Here is a 19,255-nt window from a genome sequence, read left to right as displayed (position 1 = left end):
CTTACTTTTCTTGCCAAGTTTCTTGATCTTGACGAAACTTTTTAAGTAAATCTAAACCATCCGCACTAATGTAACCTTGCACTTTTGCAACCTTGATTAACTCTGAATAATTGCTGAGTGTCACCAATTTCACGCCAGCATTGTCAAAATTTCGTTCTGCCTTTGGCAACTCATATGTGAAAATAGCTACCACACCAATCACTTCAGCACCTTCACGCTCAGCTGCTGCTACGGCATCTAGTACAGATCCTCCAGTAGAAATCAGGTCTTCAATAACTACCATTTTTTGTCCCTTGATGATGCGACCTTCTAATTGATTACCTGCACCATGATCTTTTGGTTTGCTTCGAATATAGGCAAATGGTAAATTCATCCGATCTGCAATGATGGCACCATGTGGGATACCGGCCGTGGCAGTTCCTGCAATCACCTCAACCTCAGGAAATTCCTCTTCAATTCGTTGAACAAAGCCATCTTCAATCAGATTTCGAGTTTCAGGATAAGATAGTGTAATACGATTATCTGTATAGATAGGGGATTTGATACCTGATGCCCATGTAAATGGCTTTTCAGGACGCAGATGAACTGCCTTAATATCCAATAAGTGTGATGCGATTTCTGTTGCTAATGTCATAATAGACCTCCTTCTAAATGCGTACCATTCCAACATGACCATCCCGCCAAATAGCCTGTCACTCCTAAAGTATTGGTTCAATCTATGAACCCTACAAAAAACTATATTTATCCCTGTTGAATTCTTACAGACTTCTCCTAGTCCACCATTTCAATCCATGAATCAAAATACTGTTCAATGAAATTGGTTTTCTCTTTTATTTCTGTCACGGTAAGTTTTTCATCAAGACCTGTCAGAACCCATTTATCCTCAACATCATCTCTACGATGGATAATTGCAACCAATTTCCCCTCGAAAGCTGTCAAGGGCTGCCGAACAGCTTTGGAAATGATGTAAACATCTTGCTCTTCACCATCTCCAGCCAATAGATTTGGAACATAGCCGTAATTGATAGGGTACTGGTTGCCAAATTTATTAATATACCCGAGAGGTCTATCGATGATAACCTGATAAACCTCATCCACGATTCCACTCCTCTTTAATAGACAAATAGGTCTGGTAAGGATCTTCTGATTTTGTAATCGGGCGACCTACTACGATGTAATCACTACCGATTCGAGCAGCATCTGCTGGTGTCATGACTCGTTTTTGATCACCGATTTCTCCACCACTTGGCCGAATTCCAGGTGTCAGACAAACAAATTCGGGATTTGTAGCTTCTTTTATGAGTTTAACTTCATGAGCGGAACAGACAACCCCGTCTAAACCTGCTTCTTGAGCCTTTTGAGCATAATGCACTACGGCATCCTGTAAGCTGGTTTGAATATTCTGGTCCTTTCTCATCTGCTCTTCAGAAGTTGAGGTCAACTGAGTAACAGCGATTAAAATCGCATCCTCCCCTAATCCTCTACGAGCTGCCTGCATCATCTCCACACCACCAGCAGCGTGAACATTTGTCATATCCACACCGAGTTTTGCCAATACTCGCATCGCAGACTCAACGGTATTGGGAATATCATGAAGTTTCAAGTCTAAGAAAATACTGTGACCGCAGTCTTTCAAATAGTGAATGATATCAGGGCCTTCCGCATAGTATAGTTCCATTCCTACCTTTACAAATAGTTTTTCTTGGCTCGGAAACTGTTCTAGGAATGTTTGCACTTCTGTTCTGCTTGCAAAATCTAGGGCAATAATTGGTCGATTCTCTTTCATAAAATCCTTTCAAATATGCATAAAAACCCTGCCAATTGAGACAGGGTTGTACACGAAGTCAGCCTGAAAAATACATTTTCAAGCAAGTTACATGACACCTTCCCAGCCTCTCTGGACATAGTTAAAGGAGTTAGTTTCATTAATATTACTCTTTTATACGAAGCTTGTCAATCTTGACTCAAGCTTGTACGAATCTCTTTCCGTAACTGTTCCAAACAATCAATACCATAAACTTCCATGCGTTTTGGCAAGTCTTGAATAATCTTTGGACAAGAAAATGGGTCCGTGAAATTCGCCGTTCCCACACCGATAGCCGCTGCGCCTGCAATCATCATTTCAAGGGCTTTATCTGCCGAATCTACACCACCCATTCCTATGATAGGAAGATTCGTCATCTGAGCGACTTGACGGATGAGCTTGAGTGCAACTGGAAACACAGCTGGGCCAGACATACCACCCGTACCATTTGCCAGAATCGGTTGTCGAGTTTTCAAATTGAATCGCATACCAACTAGGGTATTGATCATCGTTAAGCCACTTGCACCTGCATCCTCAGCCGCTTTAGCCAAAAGGGTAATATCAGCTACACTCGGTGTGAGTTTGACATAGACTGGCAAGGATGATGCTGTAACTGCTGCTTTTACAGCTTCATAAGCTAATTCTGGCACCTGTCCTATTAGAAGACCATTGTTACCATGGTCTACATTGGGACAAGAAATGTTTAGCTCAATTGCCTTCACATTCGGAGCCTTTGAAATTTTTCCTGAAACGTAGGCATATTCTTCGTTTGAGAAACCAGCTACATTGGCTATGATAGGCAAATCTGGAAAATGCTGTTCCAACCAGGGGAGTTTTTCGGACAAGACGGCATCAATACCAGGATTTTGAAGGCCAATGGCATTGAGCATACCTGCTGGAGTTTCCGCAACACGGGGAGTCGCATTGCCATAGCGAGGATGACGAGTGGTCGCTTTAATCATAATGGATCCAAGCTGGTTAAGGTCATAATAATCTGCATACTCTTGACCAAAACCAAAACAACCAGATGCAGGAATAATGGGATTTTTTAATTCTAAACCTGGTAAGGAAATCGCTAAACGTTTCTCCATGCTGTCCTCCTATAAAACCAGACTTCCAGTCTCAAACACTGGACCTTCTTTGCAGACGCGCTTGTTCTCGTGCTCTTGTCCTCCCTTTGGTTTGACAACACAGGCATAGCAAGCGCCCATCCCACAAGCCATGCGGGCTTCAAGCGAGAGGTAAGCATGTGGATGATCTTGGAACCGTTGGTCAACATACTTCATCATACCAGGCGCTCCACAGGAATAGATGGCAGAAAAGTCATTTGTCAGCTGCTCCACTACTGTTGCCACAGAACCTTTAATTCCATAGGAACCATTATCTGTTGTGACATGAACAGAGCCATACTTCGCCAACTCCTCCTCCAAAATCACAGCTTCTTTAGTGGCAAAGCCAATCACTGACGTGACCTTAGCACCACGCTTCGCAGCTTGTTTTGCTACCTCCACCAGAGGAGGTACACCGATGCCACCACCAATAATAAGTATCGCATCACCGTCTTTGAGAAAATCAATCTCAAAACCATTTCCGAGTGGCCCCATGACATCCAAATAATCGCCTGCAACCATGTTTGAGAAAACATCTGTCCCAAGACCCTCCACACGGTAAATAATCCGACATTGGGACCTACCATAATCAATTTCAGAAATGGAAATCGGTCTCCGCAAGAGCATTGCATCATTTGGAACCCGAATATGGATAAATTGTCCAATCCTCATTTCGGAAACCATCTCTCCTTGCAAAATCATTGAAAAAATTCGCGGTGCAAGTTGAACTTGTTCAACAAGTAACATTTGTTCTTTTAAAATCATTTTTCCCCTATTCTATAATCCTCAGAATACAAGAAAGTCGGTGCAGAGAAAAAACCTTGCTGGCTAGCAAGGTTACACGAAAAGAAGACAGAATCTGTCCTTTTTATCACGTTCCCTTCTTCGCCTCTCTGGACTCAGTTAAAGGTTATTATTTTCAGCATTATACATTTTTTCATATCATTTGTCAATTTTCATGTTAAAATAGAATTATGAGAATTCAACAATTATTTTACATTATCAAAATCGCTGAAACAGGCAGTATGAATGAAGCTGCCAAACAATTATTTATCACACAACCAAGTCTTTCAAACGCTGTGCGAGATCTTGAAAAAGAAATGAATATCAAAATATTCCATCGAAACCCCAAAGGAATTACCTTAACAAAGGACGGGATGGAATTTCTTTCTTACGCACGGCAGATTGTTGAACAGACTGAATTATTGGAAGACCGCTATAAAAATCCGAATGCCAAACGACAATTATTCAGTGTGTCTTCCCAGCACTATGCTTTTGTCGTAAATGCTTTCGTTTCCTTGTTAAAGGAAACAGAGATGGAAGACTATGAACTATTCTTAAGGGAAACACGGACTTGGGAAATTATTGATGACGTGAAGAATTTCCGTTCTGAGATAGGTGTACTTTTTTTGAATAGCTATAATCGTGAGGTTCTTCTCAAATTACTAGATGATTATCGCTTGTCTCATACGTATCTTTTTACAGCAAGTCCTCATATTTTTGTTAGTAATACCAATCCCCTTGCCTCTAAGAAATCAATCAAACTGTCTGACTTAGTTGATTTCCCTTATCTCAGCTACGAACAAGGGATTCATAACTCCTTCTACTTCTCAGAAGAAATTTTATCTCAAGAACATCATAAAAAGTCAATCGTTGTCTCTGACCGTGCAACTCTTTTTAATTTGTTAATTGGACTTGATGGCTACACTATTGCAACAGGTATTCTTAACTCCAATTTGAACGGAGATAATATCGTTTCAATCCCTCTAGAATATGATGATGAAATTGAATTGGTCTATATCAAGCATGAAAAGGCAGTTCTTTCTGATATGGGTGAAAAATTTATAGAGTTTCTTCTTGAGGAAGTAAAATTCGATAAAATTTAAATTTTATGCCTATGAATTTAATATAATATATTTGTGAAAGTGTTTCGTAAAATAATTGAAAATTTTTCATTTTACAATAGGGAAACGCTTTCATTTTTTTTCATTCTGTGCTATAATACATGTATCAAATATAAAGGAGTGGTTAGATGGCTCAAAATAAAATGTTAGCTATGATCCTTGCTGGTGGACGGGGAACCCGTCTAGAAGGGTTGACTAAAAAAGTCGCTAAACCAGCAGTCGCATTTGGGGGAAAATATCGTATCATCGATTTTCCACTTAGTAACTGTGCCAACTCAGGTATTGATATTGTTGGTGTTTTAACCCAGTATGAGCCTGTTCTCTTGAATTCATATGTTGCTCATTCACAACGTTGGGGACTTGATGTACAAGGATCTGGTGTCTTTGTATTGCCACCGAGTGAAAAAATCGAAGGTTTTGAATTATATAAAGGAACAGCTGATGCGATTACGCAAAACATTGACTTTATAGATCTCCATGATCCTGAGTATGTACTTATTTTATCTGGTGACCATATCTACAAGATGAACTATGAAAAACTCCTTGATACGCATATTCATAAGAAAGCGGATGCTACTATCGCCGTTATTGAAGTCCCTATCAAAGATGCTTCGCGTTTTGGTATCATGAATACCGATGAAGAATACCGCATCCAAGAATTTGAAGAGAAACCAGAGAATCCAAAGAGCAACCTGGCTTCGATGGGGGTTTACATTTTCACCTGGAAAACCCTTAAAAAATATCTACAAGAAGATGATAAATTAGAAACTTCTACACACGACTTTGGTCACGATATTATTCCAAAATATCTTTCAGATGGCCGTACTCTTATTGCCCATCCATTCCAAGGTTATTGGAAAGATGTTGGTACAGTGAATAGCCTATGGGAGTCAAATATGGACTTAATTGACCATTCTGGTGATTTAGATTTGTCCGACAGAACTTGGAGAATTTACTCTGAAGACAAAGGTTCACCCGCCCAAGTTATTAGTGCTTCTGCAACTGTTAAATCTGCCTATATTGATAAAGGGGCCGTTATTGATGGTTATGTTGAACATTCCGTTATTTCAAACGATGTTCAGGTAAATAAGGATGCGGTTGTTAAAAACTCTGTTCTGTTACCGGGATCAGTGATTGGTGAAGGCACAGAGCTTGACTATGTCATTGTTGCTGAGGATGTGAAAATTGCTGATAATGTAAAACTCTCAGGAACTCTTGATAAAATTCTTTTGGTTGACAAAAATGTAAGTAAGTAAGAAAGGAATGCTATGCTAAGAAATACACTCGGAATTGTAAATATTGAAGGAAACAATGTGCATTTTGGTGACGTTATGAGTCACCGTGGTGTTCAAGCTTTTAGCTTCCTAGGTCGCTACCGTCTAATCGACTTTGTGCTATCAAGTATGTCTAACTCAGGCATTACTGAATTTCAAGTTTATATGCCTGCAAGAATGCGTTCTACCATTCAGCACGTTGGTACCGGTAAACACTACAACATCAACAGCAAACGTGGCTCATTACGCTTGCTTAACAGTGTGATAGATCCAAACTCAGTTTATCAGCATGATGTTAACGCATTTTCTGAAAATATCCATTATATCGAAAGCTCTACGAAGGAATATGTCTTAATCGCTCCTTCCTACTTTATCTATAGTCAAGATTTTTCAAAAGTAATGGAGGAACATATCGCAAACGAAGCTGATATCACTGTACTCTATAAAAACGTTTCAGATGCGAAGGAAAATTTCATCGGCTGTCAAACGTTGAAATTCGGTGATGACCGTCGAGTGATTGCATTTGAAGAAAATCATGGCAAATACAAGAATCGCCCGGTTTCATTAGAAGCTTACTTCATGAAACGTACGACCTTTATCGAATTGATTCAACGCGCGAATAAGGTTTCTTCTTTATACTGGCTTAAAGATATTCTAAGCGATGTTGTGGACCAATACAAAATCATGGGATATGCTCATCGAGATTTTGTTGCTTGTATCAACAACGTGGAAGCCTATTTTACAACTCAGCTGGAGTTGCTTCAACGGGATACCCGTAAATTGCTCTTCAAACATGACTGGCCTATCCATACACAGACGAGTGACTCCTCTCCTACCTTGTATGGTCCATTAGCTGAAGTAAAAGGCTGTATTGTTGCAAATGGAGCGAATATCAATGGTCAAGTTGAAAATTCTGTCATTGACCGTGATGTTGTCATTGAAGAGGGTGTTGTGATAAAGAACTCAATCATTCTCAATGGTGTGACCATTAAGACGGGCGCAAATATTGAAAATGCCATTGTTGATAAAGCCACTAAAATTATCCACCCAATTGACATCAAAGGAATTCAAACTTCCCCTGCATACCTGAAACCTCATCAAATCATTTAGGAGTTGATATGACTAAAAAATCTGTTCTCTTTGTTGCATCTGAGGGACTTCCATTCATCAAAACTGGTGGTTTAGCTGATGTTATCGGTTCACTTCCTAAAGAACTTGTTAAGCAAGGTCTGGATGTAAGGGTTGTCCTTCCTCTTTATAAAAAGATTGCAATACACAATCATTCCGACTTTGACTTTGTATCAAGCTTTGATGTGCGAGCAGGCGACATTCAATCCATGGCTAATGTTTATCGTCAAATCGTTGATGGTGTGACTTTTTACTTCATTGAGCATCGTGATTTCTTTGAACGGGATGAATTATATGGATATGATGATGACGCTATGCGATTTGGTTATTTCCAACATGCCACTTGTCGCCTCTTAGAAGCCCTGAACTACTTCCCAGATGTCATGCACACACATGATTGGCATACAGCTGCACTTCCTTTCCTATGCCGTACATTCTATAGCTACCGCGAAGAATTCCGTAGCATCAAACATGTCTTTACCATTCATAATTTAGCCTTCCAAGGTATTTTTCATAAGCAGGCACTGTGGTCTGCACTTGGCATGGACTACAGCTACTACTTGGATGGTATTGCACGTTTTCATGATGAATGCATCAGTTTCATGAAATTAGGAATTTTGTATGCTGATAAGGTAACAACTGTTTCAGAAACCTACGCACGAGAAATTCTGACAGAAGAATTTGGTGAAAATATGCAACACGTTTTAGAGTTGCGTAAACATGATCTTGTCGGTATTGTCAATGGTATAGACTATGATATTTGGGATAGCCAAACAGATCACTATTTAGTAAAGAATTACAGCTTGGAAAATATAGCTGAGAAAAAAGCAAACAAATTGGCATTACAAGCCCAATTTGCACTGCCACAAGATGAGAATGTCATTCTGGTAGGAATTGTATCACGTTTAACCTGGCAGAAAGGCTTCTATCTTTTGACTGAGGTACTCGGACATCTTCTACAAGCTCATGTTCAATTTGTGATATTAGGAAATGGTGAAACTGATATTGAAAATGCCTTTAATCATTTCAAACAGACATATCCTGATAAATTCGCCTTCTATCGTGGGTACAATGAGCCACTCGCCCATCAAATATACGCAGCAAGTGACCTCTTCTTAATGCCATCTATGTTTGAACCATGTGGTATTAGCCAAATGATTTCTATGCACTATGGAACACTCCCATTGGTTCGTGAAACAGGTGGTCTAGTTGATACCGTCACACCTTATAACATGGAAACAAAAGAAGGTACTGGTTTTAGTTTTGGAGGACGTGATGCCTACAGTATGCGTCAAGTCTACGATTTAGCCCTTCAAACTTACTATGACCGGCCAGAAGATTGGTTTAGGATGGTTGAACAAGCGATGAAGCGAGACTTTAGCTGGACTGCTTCGGCTGAAAAATACATCTGGCTCTATCATGAAATAAGTGGTTAGAATACAAATAAGGATTGATTTGGAGTGAGACCCCCGTCCACTCCTTTTGCACAATGGAGATTGCTTTGAAAGAATTTACTGATTTAGACCTATATTATATGAATTCCGGTGAACATACCACCCTTTACGAAAAGATGGGTGCACACATGGTAAAAGAGAGAAACAAGATACTCGGTACCCATTTTCGTGTCTATGCTCCTAATGCTAGGGAGGTATTTGTGATTGGTGATTTTAATGCGTGGCAAAGAAGTCATCAAATGCAGTGGGAAATTGATGGTGTTTTTCAACTCTATGTTGAAGGATTAAAGTCACTTGAGAATTATAAATATTTGATTATTACCCATGACGGTCGGGAAATATATAAGGCTGATCCATACGCATTTTTCAGTCAAGTTCGCCCAGAGACTGCTTCTACCACCTACAACTCACGCTATAAATTCAAAGATCAAGCTTGGATGAATGACAGAGTGGAATATGACTTCAAAGAACAACCTGTCTCCATCTATGAAGTGCATTTGGGATCTTGGAAGCAAAAATTCGTCAATAGAAACGAGGGTGGGGCTCCGATGGAGGCCTTCAATAGTTATAAGGATATCACCCCGCTTTTGATCGAGCATCTCAAAGAAAACAACTATACGCATGTCGAGTTGCTTCCAATTACTGAGCACCCGTTAGACGCATCATGGGGCTATCAAGTCACAGGTTATTATAGTCCCACCAGTCGGTTTGGTAAGCCAGACGAATTAAAATATTTAATTGATCAGCTTCATCATGCTGGGATTGGCGTTATCTTAGACTGGGTTCCATTACATTTTTGTAAAGATGCACATGGTCTATACCAGTTTGATGGTAGTTGGTTATATGAATACCCTTATGAGCATGATCGAGAAAATCATCAGTGGGGAACTGCCAATTTTGACCTTGGTAAAGGCATGACACAGTCTTTCTTACTTTCAAATTTGAAATATTGGCTAGAATACTTCCATTTTGATGGCATACGCGTTGACGCTCTATCCTATATCCTTTATTGGCGAGGGGAAACGACTGAAGACAAAATAAACCATGCTGCCATCGATTTTATCAAGCGTGTCAATGCAATGGTTCATACGGACTATAAAGGTGTTCTAATGATTGCAGAAGATTCTTCTAGCTTTCCAAAAGTAACCCATTCCTTAGAAGATGGCGGTATAGGATTCGATATGAAATGGGATTTGGGCTGGATGAATGATACGCTAAAATACATGGGTCGCCCATCTGCCTACCGCAAATACCATTCAAACGAAATAACGTTCGGAATGTATTACAACCAAAACGAGCATTTCCTTCTTCCACTTTCACATGATGAAGTTGTGCATGGGAAACACTCCATCATAGAGAAAATGGATGGAAATTACGAAGATAAATTTAATTTGGCGCGTGCCTACTATAGCTTTTATTTTGCCCATCCTGGTAAAAAATTACTCTTTATGGGCAATGAATGGGGACATATTCGTGAATGGCATGAATATACTGAAATGGATTGGAATTTACTACAATTTCCAATTCACCAATCCTTCTATCAAATGATGAAAACCTTATCTACTTTCTATAAAGAAAACGATGCCTTTTGGAAGTATGATTATCAAGCCTACGAAAAAGGGTTTAATTGGGTAAAAATTGATGGTGATAGTAATCTCTTTGCATTTTCACGTATGAGTGATGACCAAGAAATTCTAACGATCCATAATTTTAATGACCAAGAACTCTTCGACGTACATTTGGATCTGCCTGCAGAATCCGAATATAAGCTAGTCTTCTCATCTAGTACCATCCCAATGGAATCATTTAGTATCTATCCAAATGAGAATGGTGTTACGATAACAATGCCACGCTTAACTAGTTTCTATTTCGAAAAAATGAAGTAGAAAAAACTTGTAAGTCTCTACTTTTAGACTTACAAGTTTTTTTTGTATTCTATTCAACAGCTGTATAAGTAGCTGCTTTTTCTAAGAAGGTATCAAATTCACCACTTGATTTGACTTCTTTAATAACCTTGTCAATGCTTGTTTTCAAGTCATCACTTCCTTTTGGGAGAGCAATAACTTTTGAATTTTCATCAATAGTTGGGAATTCAATTGAAGCAATGACTAAATCTGAGTTTTGTGAAACATAACCAGCTGCGACAGGTGAATCCATCAAAACAGCATCAACTTTACCAGCTTTAAGTTCATTTACTGCTTCTCCCATTAATGTCAATGAAACAATTTTAGCCTGACTTATTTCTGATTTAGCATATGTTTCCTGAGTAGAACCTTTTTGGACAGCCAGGTTTTTACCTGAGATTGCATCAATTGAAGTTAAGGTATTTGCATCATCTTTTTTGACAAGCAATACATCAGCAATTTGGTAATAGCTTTCTGAGAAGTCAAAAACTTTCGCACGTTCATCTGAGTATGATATACCAGCAATAGCAATATCAGCTTTCCCATTTTGTACACTAGATAAGACATTATCGAAACTCATTGCTGAAACTTCAAGTTTTACTCCCAATTCATCAGCAATCTTTTGTGCAAGCATAATATCTGCACCAACGACTTCATTCTTGCCATCAACAAGGGCTTGAAACTCAAATGGTGCATAGTCTGGACTAGTAGCAACAACCAACGTACCTTTTTCTTTAATCTTTTCTAATGTGGATTGGCTGGAATCTGAACTAGAGCTTGCTGAACAAGCAGCTAGAGATAGGGTAGCGACAAATGTCGCAGCTAGAGTAAGCATTTTTTTCAATTTCATTAATAAACAGTTCCTTTTCATTCATTTCCAAATCAATCTTTTTTGATTCGATAGTGAATATTCTATCGTATTTTTATTCAATTGTCAACCAATAGATTTGAATATTTATTCTCAAAAACAACTAATTATTACTGATGGATTGCTGGTAGGCCTCCTCAACAAATTGATCCATTTTACCAGAGTCAACTAACTCAGTAATGACTTTGTCAATTTTTTCCTTTAATTCGGTACTACCCTTTGGCATTGCAACCGCGTAAGAATCCGAAATAGAAGATTCAATATCCATATCAACTATTTGCAAGTCACTATTGACCCCCACGTAGGCTTTGGCAATTGGCTCTTCAAAGATGACACCATCAAGCTGACCAGCCTTTAATTGTTGAATCAAATCGCCATTTTTATCTAAACTAATTATTGTGGCCCCAGTGAATTCTTCTTTTCCGACACTTTCTTGAATAGTACCCTTTTGCGTTCCAATTGATGTACCAACGAAATCCTCGATGCTTGTTAAGCGAGTTGCGTCAGATTTCTTTATGATCATTTTGTTTACCGATTGATAATAAGCCTCAGAGAAATCATAGATTTTTGCACGCTCTTCGGTTGCAGAAATACCCGAAATGGCAATATCAGACTTACCGCTCTGTACACTCGCTAATACATTTGAAAAGCTCATGCTAGAGAATTCAACCTCAACTCCTAACTCCTCCCCGATTGCTTTAGCTAGCTCAATATCTGCACCAACAATTGTATCTTTTCCATCTACAATGGTTTTGTATTCAAACGGAGGAAATTCTGGATTTAAAGCAACAACAATTTTTCCTTTGTCTTCAATTTTTTGCAAAGTATTTGAAGTTGAGCTTGAGTTACAAGCCACAAGGATAGTAGAGGCAAAACAAATAGTCGCAAACCTATAAATTGATTTAAATTTCATAATAATCTCCTGTATAAAAAATCATAATATTGAACATACCAACAGTTTCTTTTGTATGTTTATGCTATTCTAAATCATATTTATACATTTGTCAACAGTTTTTTGTATTTTTATTCGTTTTTATTAAAAATTTTATGTGTGTAAATGATTGTAATGTTATAACAAGCTTTCTAATTCAGTAATATCTTCTTCAGTTGTAGACCAGCTTGTTGCTAAGCGAATTACCGTACTATACTCATCATATTTTTCCCAAAAACTATAAACAATTCCTAATTCGTCAAAATGGTTTAGGGCTTTATTCGAAACAATGATAAACTGTTGATTAGTAGGTGATTGCAGATAAAATTGATATCCTTTTTCAGTCAAGATTCTTTTTAAACGCTCTGCCATTTCAATCGCATGACGACCAATCTCCATATATAGATTTTCTGTGAAAAATCGATCGAATTGAACACCGACTACACGACCTTTTGCAAGTAATGCTCCATGTTGTTTTACAATTGTTGAAAAGTGCTTTGGCTGATTATTTTTAGTGAAGACAACTGCTTCACCAAGTAAGGCTCCCATTTTAGTTCCACCGATGTAGAAAACATCTGTTAAGGTAGCGATTGCTTTCAAATCGAGATCTGTGTTCCTTGCTGCTAGACCATATCCCAAACGAGCTCCATCTAAATACAAAGGAATTTGAAAGTGACTACAAACGCTAGCAAGGTCACTCAATTCTTGTTTTGTATACAAGGTACCATATTCTGTAGGATGTGAAATATAGACCATACCAGGAAATACCATATGTTCGTGATTGGCATCAGCATAAAAGTCAGTTATGTATTGTTCAACGTTTGATGCTACTAGCTTACCTTGTGAATGCGGTAAGGCCATAACTTTATGTCCTGAAAATTCAATAGCACCTGCCTCATGAGTTGTCACATGCCCTGTTTCTGCAGCAATTACTCCCTCATATGATGCAAGCATTGAATTTATGACCAATTGGTTTGTTTGTGTCCCCCCAGCTAAGAAAGTAACTTGTGCAAGTGGACAATCTGTTGCTTCACGGATTTTCTCTACAGCACGGACAGTATAAAGATCAGTCCCATATCCAGACAACCCTTCATTGTTTGTTTCAATGATAGCTTCTAGAAGCGCAGGATGAAGCCCTTTATTATAATCATTTTCAAAATGTAACATAGATACCTCCAGTAAAAAATTAACTCCCCCTATAATTTGGGGCAGATTTGGGGCAGATATAACAAAAACCCTTGTAAATCAAGGGCTTTTAAGTATATTTAGTCCACCCTGAGGGAATCGAACCCCCATCTCAAGAACCGGAATCTTACGTGATATCCATTACACTAAGGGTGGAAAGGAAAAACTTGCCGAGGCAAGTTTTTAAGTGAATTACAATTCAATGTCACCGAAAAGGTCAGCCATTGAGAAACCTGATTGAGTTTCTGGTAATTCGTAATCACGTTTTTCTTCACGTTTTTGGCGACGTGGACGTGAAGCACGTTTTTCAGCTCTTTCTTCGCCTTCAGCTGCTGCTGGACGTTCTTCCAAAGCCTTGATAGAAAGTGACACACGTTCATCTGCTGAGTTCACTTCAAGAACTTTAACAGTTACCTCTTGACCTACTGTCAAAGCATCTTTAGGATTTTCAACACGTTTGTGTGAAATTTGTGAGATGTGAACCAAACCGTCGATACCAGGTAATACTTCGACGAATGCACCAAAATCAGTCAAACGTTTTACTTTACCTTCGATTACATCGCCAGGTGCCAATTTTTGCTCAACGCCATCCCATGGGCCAGGCTGTGTAGCTTTCAATGACAATGATACGCGGCCTTCAACTTCGTCGATAGCAAGAACTTTAACTTCTACTTCTTCACCAACAGTAACAGCTGATTTAGGAGATACGTTACGCTCATGTGACAACTCAGTCAAGTGAACCAAACCATCAACACCGCCTAAGTCGATGAAAGCACCAAAGCTTGTAATGCGAGCAACTTTACCAGTTACAACATCACCAACAGCCAATTTACCGAATACTTCAGCACGTGCTGAAGCAGCTGCTTCTTCAACTACATCACGACGTGACAAGATGAAACGATTCTCTGCTGGATCAACTTCTTTGATTTTAGCGTCAAATTCTTGACCTACAAAACGCTCAGTGTTACGAGTGAAACGGCTATCAATCATTGAAGCAGGAATGAAACCACGCAAGCCTTCAATTTCAACTGCCAATCCACCTTTAACTGCACGAGTAACTTTGACAGTTACAACTTCACCTTCACGACCAACAAGCTTGTCCCATGCTTTACGAGCTTCCAAACGTTTTTTAGATACAAGATATGTAACAGTGTCTGTATCTTTACCAACAACTTGGCGAAGTACAAGCAACTCAAGTGTTTCACCAACTTTAACAAGGTCGTTGATGTCAGCATTACGATCGTTTGTCAACTCACGAAGCGTTAACACACCCTCTACACCAGTACCTGCAATTGCAACATTAGCTTGTCCAGCGTCAACTGTCAATACTTCAGCTGTTACCACATCACCTGGTGTAACTTCGCTTACACTGTTCAACAAATCTTCAAATTCGTTCATTATTAATAAACCTCCGACAATCGGGTTTCTACACCCAACAAAAAATATATTTTATTAAGGCACACGCAAGGACAACTTATGGACATCTTTGACGAATTAGGACTTGCCTAATACCTTTACTGGGGTAGCTGGATTCGAACCAACGCATGAGGGAGTCAAAGTCCCTTGCCTTACCGCTTGGCGATACCCCAAAAAGAGATACAATTCATTTATTTACTAGTCACAAGAAATTGAACTCGAGATTAATTTCTTAGGAAAATAGATAGCCTTCCTTGAGTGTTAACACTCAGCGTCAGTCTCCTAATTTTCTACAGAAATTTCTGGTAAACCAGAACATCTCTCGTATCTTAAATGAACTCAGCCTAAACGCTGGGTGAAATAGACCGATTTCCTTGTGTCTTACGACACAGTGTCAATCTCCTAATTTCACTAGGCGTTTTAACTGCTTCGTATCTTAGTTGAACACGGACTAAAATCCTAGTGAAAAAGATAAACTTCCTTGTGTGTTTAGCACACTGCGTCAGTTTCCTATTTTCATACGGATTTCTTAACGTCCTTTGTATCCTGTTCAATGGAGAGAGAGGGATTCGAACCCCCGAACCCGAAGGAGCGGATTTACAGTCCGCCGCGTTTAGCCTCTTCGCTATCTCTCCGTGCACTAACAGACACTATTTTACCATAAAATAGTACCAATTACAATACTTTTAGTTGCTTAAATTATAATTTTCAATAATATTTCCGACTGCTTTTTCCAATATTTTATATAAGCCTTCGGCATTTCCATTTTTTACAATTGTAAAATTATTTTCAGCTAATTCTGCGATCTCACCAATAACTTTTTTTCCAATGACGAGACGGTAACCATCATATTTTTCATTATTGACAACAACAGTTGCATCTTCAATCTGGATTTCAATTTTTTTGTCTTTTTTACTCATTTTATAACCTCACTGTTTCTATTCTACAAAAAATGAGAAAAGCTTGCAAGTGCAAGCCTTCCGAAGAGTGTGTCGGAATTTTTGAGAAGAGAGGATATTACCAAGAAAACGGAAAAGTCAAGACCAAAACAAACTTTTTCTTGCTTCAGTCTTGACTATTCTGCTCTCTTGATGATAAAATAGACTAAACTGATAAATCAAGGTGTTAGCTTGTTTTATCGGTGGGTGGTCAGGTGTTGTAGCACCTACCGCCCTTTTTTCGTGTTTTATTTATAGAACTATTATACCATATCCACAGATAAAAGCAAGTTTTTTCTCACATTTTTTTCAAAGAAACCTTGATTTTTCAAGTGTTTTTTGATACAGATAAATACTCCCTTTATTCTTCAATCTGGACTGTTTTTTGTGGTAGATTTACTTTTGGCAAATCATAAATTTTCTTACTTGTACCGACACGCAAAAAATAGCCTGTTGTGTGCTGGCTTCGTTCTTGTATTATTTCGTAGTTCTCCCGCCAATCGCCAAAGAAAAGGTCTCTTAATTTGCCTTCATGGTCTAATAAGATGGTCTGGCTTATGGTATCAGCTCCCTTGTCACTCCAATATATGCCCTTGTTCTTCATGCGATAGGTTATCTTTCGGTGCTGGCTTTCCATGACGCCGATTCCTTGAGAAGATAAGCCTTGGTGTTCTGGTCGGTGGGTATAGTCAAAATTACGCAGGAGCTGACGCTTCAATCGTTGGAAGGGTTCTAATTTTTCTGCGGTGTCTATCAAGGCTTCTGCGGTGTCTAGTGCTAGGCTCACAGTTTCCTTATCCTGCTTCTTAACCCCTTCAAAGGCAAGGGTTTTTAATTCAGGTGGGAAAGGGTTGAAAATTCTCTTGATAAGCTGGTTCACATGGAAGGCGTCCCAAAAATGGATATGCTTTTTAGGGCTAAAAGCCGCCGCCAACTCCTTAAAGGCTTTTGGTGTATAGCCGCTGCCACCATCTGAATTGGTCACGATAACCGTCTCTGACGTGATGTCAAAATGATTATGTATGAGGTCGAGGATTTTGTCCTTGGCCTCTTTGTAATTGATTGAAATAACCTCTAGCTTATCCTTGAGGGTACGACGGTTATTCTCTTGGCAACCTGTATGGACGACAAAGTGGGAAAGTTCTTTAGAACAGTTTCCCTCCTGCTCCTGGGAGCTTTTGACCCAAACGCCATCACCTTCGATGTAAAGCACTTCAGGCTTGATTTTTTCCTGCTTTACTTCAGGAGAGAGAATCCGATAGTCCTCCTTCTCCTTCAACAACTCCCCTGCTTTCTGGATAGCTGATAGGACACTATCTTTAGTCACATAGACCTGGTTTAAGAGTTCCATCACTTCAGCCACTTTACGATAGGGCATATAGTTGGCCAGTTTTGTCAGTTGGTAAAGGACTTCCTTAGAAAAACGAGTATGAGAGACTAGACCTAATTTTTCATCTACTGGGATTTTAGTTTGTCCGTCCTTTTTCCACCTGCTCCTGGAAAAGGTTATCTCACCAAATGAGAAAAGGACTGTCCGTTCTGCACGATTGATACGTTTAAACCCTTTTGACCGCATAATAGGAGCGATATAATTTTCAAACTTATCAATCATCTTTAGGAAAGTCTTTTTGTTTTCTTCCTGAAGGTAAGAATAAAAGTCTCGTTCGTTCAATACTATCAAATCCATTATCGTCCCTCTTTCTCAAAATCAATTACTGCCTATTATACCGAAAAAAGAAAAGACCTCCCCTTTCTAGGGAGGTCAATATAAATATATTTATAGACTTTCTATCAACTTGTCCAGATAATCTGAAGCAGAACGAGAACCGCTATCTTTAGCAAGTTCAGTGAGCTTTTCACGATTGCTTGGTTTAAGCATAAACTGATATTGTTTCTTCCGTTCAAATTCTTTCGTGTTAGAAGATGAAACGGATTGAGGAGGGGTTATAGTTTTCTTTGTATCGCCGAGGGCTTGAGCGATTTCTTGTTTTTTAGGGGTAAAGGCCATAGGGGTCTCCTTCGTTTGTATCAATATAATCATAGGTATAAATATATTTATGTTTGTGTTTATAAATATATTTATAATTAGATTGTATCATAGATAGCTGAGAATGTCACTTCAATCTCGTCAAAGAATTTCCTGTGTTGATTGAAGACGTCTTTATCTTCTTTCATTTCTGCAATAGATACCTTGTCAATCGTCGAGTGATTAAACAGTTCCTTAGCTGGGACAATACCTAAAAGGTCACTTGTCCCTTTTTCTTTAGCTTCCTGGTCTAGGGCTTCCAATAGGTCACGTGATGAACCGTAATTCGGTCTAATCATATTGGCTAGAAAGTAAAGGTCTGCCGTGATGTAGGATTCACGAGTACGGTAATCAATCACGTCACGTCGATAGACCTCTAGTCTATTCTCCAAGTTAAACTTGGCATTATAACCAAATTCTGAAGGAATCAAAGGGCTAATAATCGCATGACTGACCGCAATAGCATTTTTTGTCGCAGTCGAGAAATCAGGGTGACAATCAATCAAAACATAGTCAAACTGCTCCAGGTTCTTGTTTTCGTAGTTGTCCTCTAGCCAAAGATATAGCAGCATGTGTTTCTTGTCACTGTTCTCCAGTTCCTTTTCCACGCTATCTAGTCTCATTGAACCAGGTATTAAAGCGATATTGTCTTTGACCTGCTTGATAGCAACCTCACCGCCCTTAAAGGCGTTCTCAATGGTGTTATCTTGGTCGTAAACGTCATAAGTCTGTGTAAGGTTACATTGATGGTCAAGGTCGATAAAAAGGACTCTCTTTCCTTTTCGAGCCAACCACTCACCATAGTTAAAGGTGAGGGTGGTTTTTCCCACTCCCCCTTTAATCGCTACAAAGCTAATGATTTTCATAGTAAAACTCCTTTATCAATATAAATATATTTATATTTGTATTTATATTGATATTATATAGTATTCTTTTTTGTTTGTCAATATATTTATAAATATAATTATAAATATATTTATAGTTTCCTTTTTTCTTCTTGTTCCCGTTTTGCGACCTTCTCTTGAATTTCCTTGTAGTCCGTGAAATTCTTGATAATCATGTCGAGGTGTTCGTGAAGAGCTCCTCTTTCCACCTGCAACTCCTGAAGCTCCTTTTTAAGGGGAGCTGGACTAGTTAACTTGTCAATCTGGAAAGCTGCCAAGACTTCTTCAGCACGGTCAGCCTGTGGTGTCTGGTTTTGGTAAGCTATCAGACTGGCCGTGATTTTGTTTAAATCACTGATACGATTATCCAACTTAGACAATTCCTTTTGTGTTTCTGCTAGTTGTGCTTCAAAGCGTGATTGTAGAGCTT

The 19,255-nt window shown here is 38.9% G+C and carries 19 protein-coding genes and 3 tRNA genes; 5 read left to right on the top strand and 17 right to left on the bottom strand.

Annotated elements, in window-relative coordinates; translation table 11 throughout:
* Position 1 precedes the first annotated feature (1 nt).
* The 5 genes from pyrE to ACPC57_RS01940 form a co-directional block, all read right to left on the bottom strand.
* Positions 2–634, bottom strand: coding sequence for an orotate phosphoribosyltransferase (gene pyrE / locus ACPC57_RS01960; protein ID WP_434066190.1), 633 nt, complete (start codon positions 632–634; stop codon positions 2–4).
* Between the two features lie 137 nt (positions 635–771).
* Positions 772–1,098 (bottom strand): inorganic diphosphatase, encoded by a 327-nt coding sequence (locus ACPC57_RS01955; RefSeq protein ID WP_434066189.1) that lies wholly within the window; start codon positions 1,096–1,098, stop codon positions 772–774.
* On the bottom strand, positions 1,091–1,786 hold the full coding sequence (gene pyrF / locus ACPC57_RS01950; RefSeq protein WP_434066188.1) for an orotidine-5'-phosphate decarboxylase: 696 nt from the start codon (positions 1,784–1,786) through the stop codon (positions 1,091–1,093). Before pyrF ends, ACPC57_RS01955 begins: the two co-directional genes overlap by 8 nt.
* Positions 1,787–1,953: 167 nt before the next feature.
* Positions 1,954–2,895 carry a dihydroorotate dehydrogenase gene (locus tag ACPC57_RS01945; protein WP_434066187.1) on the bottom strand — a complete coding sequence of 314 codons (942 nt, stop codon included), beginning with the start codon at positions 2,893–2,895 and terminating at the stop codon, positions 1,954–1,956.
* Positions 2,896–2,904: 9 nt separating this feature from the next.
* Positions 2,905–3,678: a dihydroorotate dehydrogenase electron transfer subunit gene (locus ACPC57_RS01940; RefSeq protein ID WP_434065330.1), complete on the bottom strand. Its 774-nt coding sequence runs from the start codon at positions 3,676–3,678 to the stop codon at positions 2,905–2,907.
* 209 nt (positions 3,679–3,887) lie between these two features.
* Here ACPC57_RS01940 and ACPC57_RS01935 point away from each other — a divergent pair, with 209 nt between their 5' ends.
* The 5 genes from ACPC57_RS01935 (at position 3,888) to glgB (ending at position 10,559) form a co-directional block, all read left to right on the top strand.
* Complete coding sequence (locus tag ACPC57_RS01935) at positions 3,888–4,799, top strand: LysR family transcriptional regulator (RefSeq protein ID WP_434066186.1); 912 nt, start codon at positions 3,888–3,890, stop codon at positions 4,797–4,799.
* 146 nt (positions 4,800–4,945) lie between these two features.
* Positions 4,946–6,073 (top strand): glucose-1-phosphate adenylyltransferase, encoded by a 1,128-nt coding sequence (locus ACPC57_RS01930; protein WP_434066185.1) that lies wholly within the window; start codon positions 4,946–4,948, stop codon positions 6,071–6,073.
* A 12-nt stretch (positions 6,074–6,085) separates the two neighbouring features.
* Positions 6,086–7,201 (top strand): glucose-1-phosphate adenylyltransferase subunit GlgD, encoded by a 1,116-nt coding sequence (glgD, locus tag ACPC57_RS01925; RefSeq protein WP_434066184.1) that lies wholly within the window; start codon positions 6,086–6,088, stop codon positions 7,199–7,201.
* 8 nt (positions 7,202–7,209) lie between these two features.
* Complete coding sequence (gene glgA, locus ACPC57_RS01920) at positions 7,210–8,655, top strand: glycogen synthase GlgA (protein ID WP_434066183.1); 1,446 nt, start codon at positions 7,210–7,212, stop codon at positions 8,653–8,655.
* A 65-nt stretch (positions 8,656–8,720) separates the two neighbouring features.
* Entirely contained in the window at positions 8,721–10,559 is a 1,839-nt protein-coding gene (gene glgB, locus ACPC57_RS01915; RefSeq protein WP_434066182.1) for a 1,4-alpha-glucan branching protein GlgB, read from the top strand.
* A 49-nt stretch (positions 10,560–10,608) separates the two neighbouring features.
* Here glgB and ACPC57_RS01910 read toward each other — a convergent pair whose 3' ends face one another.
* The 12 genes from ACPC57_RS01910 to ACPC57_RS01855 all read right to left on the bottom strand — a co-directional run.
* Positions 10,609–11,421 carry a transporter substrate-binding domain-containing protein gene (locus ACPC57_RS01910; RefSeq protein WP_434066236.1) on the bottom strand — a complete coding sequence of 271 codons (813 nt, stop codon included), beginning with the start codon at positions 11,419–11,421 and terminating at the stop codon, positions 10,609–10,611.
* A 127-nt stretch (positions 11,422–11,548) separates the two neighbouring features.
* Complete coding sequence (locus ACPC57_RS01905) at positions 11,549–12,361, bottom strand: transporter substrate-binding domain-containing protein (RefSeq protein ID WP_398577533.1); 813 nt, start codon at positions 12,359–12,361, stop codon at positions 11,549–11,551.
* A gap of 153 nt (positions 12,362–12,514) precedes the next feature.
* The gene (locus ACPC57_RS01900; RefSeq protein ID WP_434065325.1) at positions 12,515–13,543 is read right to left on the bottom strand and encodes a threonine aldolase family protein; all 1,029 of its coding nucleotides are present in this window, start codon (positions 13,541–13,543) and stop codon (positions 12,515–12,517) included.
* Positions 13,544–13,645: 102 nt separating this feature from the next.
* Positions 13,646–13,717, bottom strand: a tRNA-Arg gene (locus tag ACPC57_RS01895).
* Positions 13,718–13,753: 36 nt separating this feature from the next.
* The gene (gene rpsA / locus ACPC57_RS01890; RefSeq protein ID WP_434066181.1) at positions 13,754–14,959 is read right to left on the bottom strand and encodes a 30S ribosomal protein S1; all 1,206 of its coding nucleotides are present in this window, start codon (positions 14,957–14,959) and stop codon (positions 13,754–13,756) included.
* 119 nt (positions 14,960–15,078) lie between these two features.
* Positions 15,079–15,150, bottom strand: a tRNA-Gln gene (locus tag ACPC57_RS01885).
* Positions 15,151–15,531: 381 nt separating this feature from the next.
* Positions 15,532–15,612: transfer RNA gene (locus ACPC57_RS01880), tRNA-Tyr, on the bottom strand.
* Between the two features lie 51 nt (positions 15,613–15,663).
* Positions 15,664–15,897 carry a DUF2969 domain-containing protein gene (locus tag ACPC57_RS01875; RefSeq protein WP_130555316.1) on the bottom strand — a complete coding sequence of 78 codons (234 nt, stop codon included), beginning with the start codon at positions 15,895–15,897 and terminating at the stop codon, positions 15,664–15,666.
* 379 nt (positions 15,898–16,276) lie between these two features.
* A complete protein-coding gene (locus ACPC57_RS01870) occupies positions 16,277–17,602 on the bottom strand; it encodes an ISLre2 family transposase (protein WP_434066180.1) in 1,326 nt (441 codons plus the stop codon).
* 90 nt (positions 17,603–17,692) lie between these two features.
* Positions 17,693–17,923 carry a hypothetical protein gene (locus ACPC57_RS01865; RefSeq protein WP_434066179.1) on the bottom strand — a complete coding sequence of 77 codons (231 nt, stop codon included), beginning with the start codon at positions 17,921–17,923 and terminating at the stop codon, positions 17,693–17,695.
* A gap of 77 nt (positions 17,924–18,000) precedes the next feature.
* A complete protein-coding gene (locus tag ACPC57_RS01860) occupies positions 18,001–18,807 on the bottom strand; it encodes a ParA family protein (protein WP_434066178.1) in 807 nt (268 codons plus the stop codon).
* 110 nt (positions 18,808–18,917) lie between these two features.
* Positions 18,918–19,255: helical hairpin domain-containing protein (locus ACPC57_RS01855; RefSeq protein ID WP_434066177.1), on the bottom strand; the 338-nt coding region annotated here is incomplete at its 5' end.

It is taken from the genome of Streptococcus sp. VTCC 12886, assembly GCF_049893425.1.
Lineage (GTDB): Bacteria > Bacillota > Bacilli > Lactobacillales > Streptococcaceae > Streptococcus > Streptococcus suis_AA.
Note: the sequence above shows the minus strand (reverse complement) of the source record. Positions and strands in the feature narration are given on the sequence as shown.

Bases quoted from the DNA above. Each gene is read 5' to 3' on its own strand.
- rpsA (WP_434066181.1), bottom strand. From the start codon at position 14,959: ATGAACGAATTTGAAGATTTGTTGAACAGTGTAAGCGAAGTTACACCA.
- ACPC57_RS01945 (WP_434066187.1), bottom strand. From the start codon at position 2,895: ATGGAGAAACGTTTAGCGATTTCCTTACCAGGTTTAGAATTAAAAAAT.
- ACPC57_RS01900 (WP_434065325.1), bottom strand. From the start codon at position 13,543: ATGTTACATTTTGAAAATGATTATAATAAAGGGCTTCATCCTGCGCTT.
- ACPC57_RS01935 (WP_434066186.1), top strand. From the start codon at position 3,888: ATGAGAATTCAACAATTATTTTACATTATCAAAATCGCTGAAACAGGC.
- ACPC57_RS01865 (WP_434066179.1), bottom strand. From the start codon at position 17,923: ATGGCCTTTACCCCTAAAAAACAAGAAATCGCTCAAGCCCTCGGCGAT.
- ACPC57_RS01875 (WP_130555316.1), bottom strand. From the start codon at position 15,897: ATGAGTAAAAAAGACAAAAAAATTGAAATCCAGATTGAAGATGCAACT.
- ACPC57_RS01940 (WP_434065330.1), bottom strand. From the start codon at position 3,678: ATGATTTTAAAAGAACAAATGTTACTTGTTGAACAAGTTCAACTTGCA.
- pyrF (WP_434066188.1), bottom strand. From the start codon at position 1,786: ATGAAAGAGAATCGACCAATTATTGCCCTAGATTTTGCAAGCAGAACA.
- glgA (WP_434066183.1), top strand. From the start codon at position 7,210: ATGACTAAAAAATCTGTTCTCTTTGTTGCATCTGAGGGACTTCCATTC.
- ACPC57_RS01860 (WP_434066178.1), bottom strand. From the start codon at position 18,807: ATGAAAATCATTAGCTTTGTAGCGATTAAAGGGGGAGTGGGAAAAACC.
- glgD (WP_434066184.1), top strand. From the start codon at position 6,086: ATGCTAAGAAATACACTCGGAATTGTAAATATTGAAGGAAACAATGTG.
- ACPC57_RS01870 (WP_434066180.1), bottom strand. From the start codon at position 17,602: ATGGATTTGATAGTATTGAACGAACGAGACTTTTATTCTTACCTTCAG.
- pyrE (WP_434066190.1), bottom strand. From the start codon at position 634: ATGACATTAGCAACAGAAATCGCATCACACTTATTGGATATTAAGGCA.
- ACPC57_RS01930 (WP_434066185.1), top strand. From the start codon at position 4,946: ATGGCTCAAAATAAAATGTTAGCTATGATCCTTGCTGGTGGACGGGGA.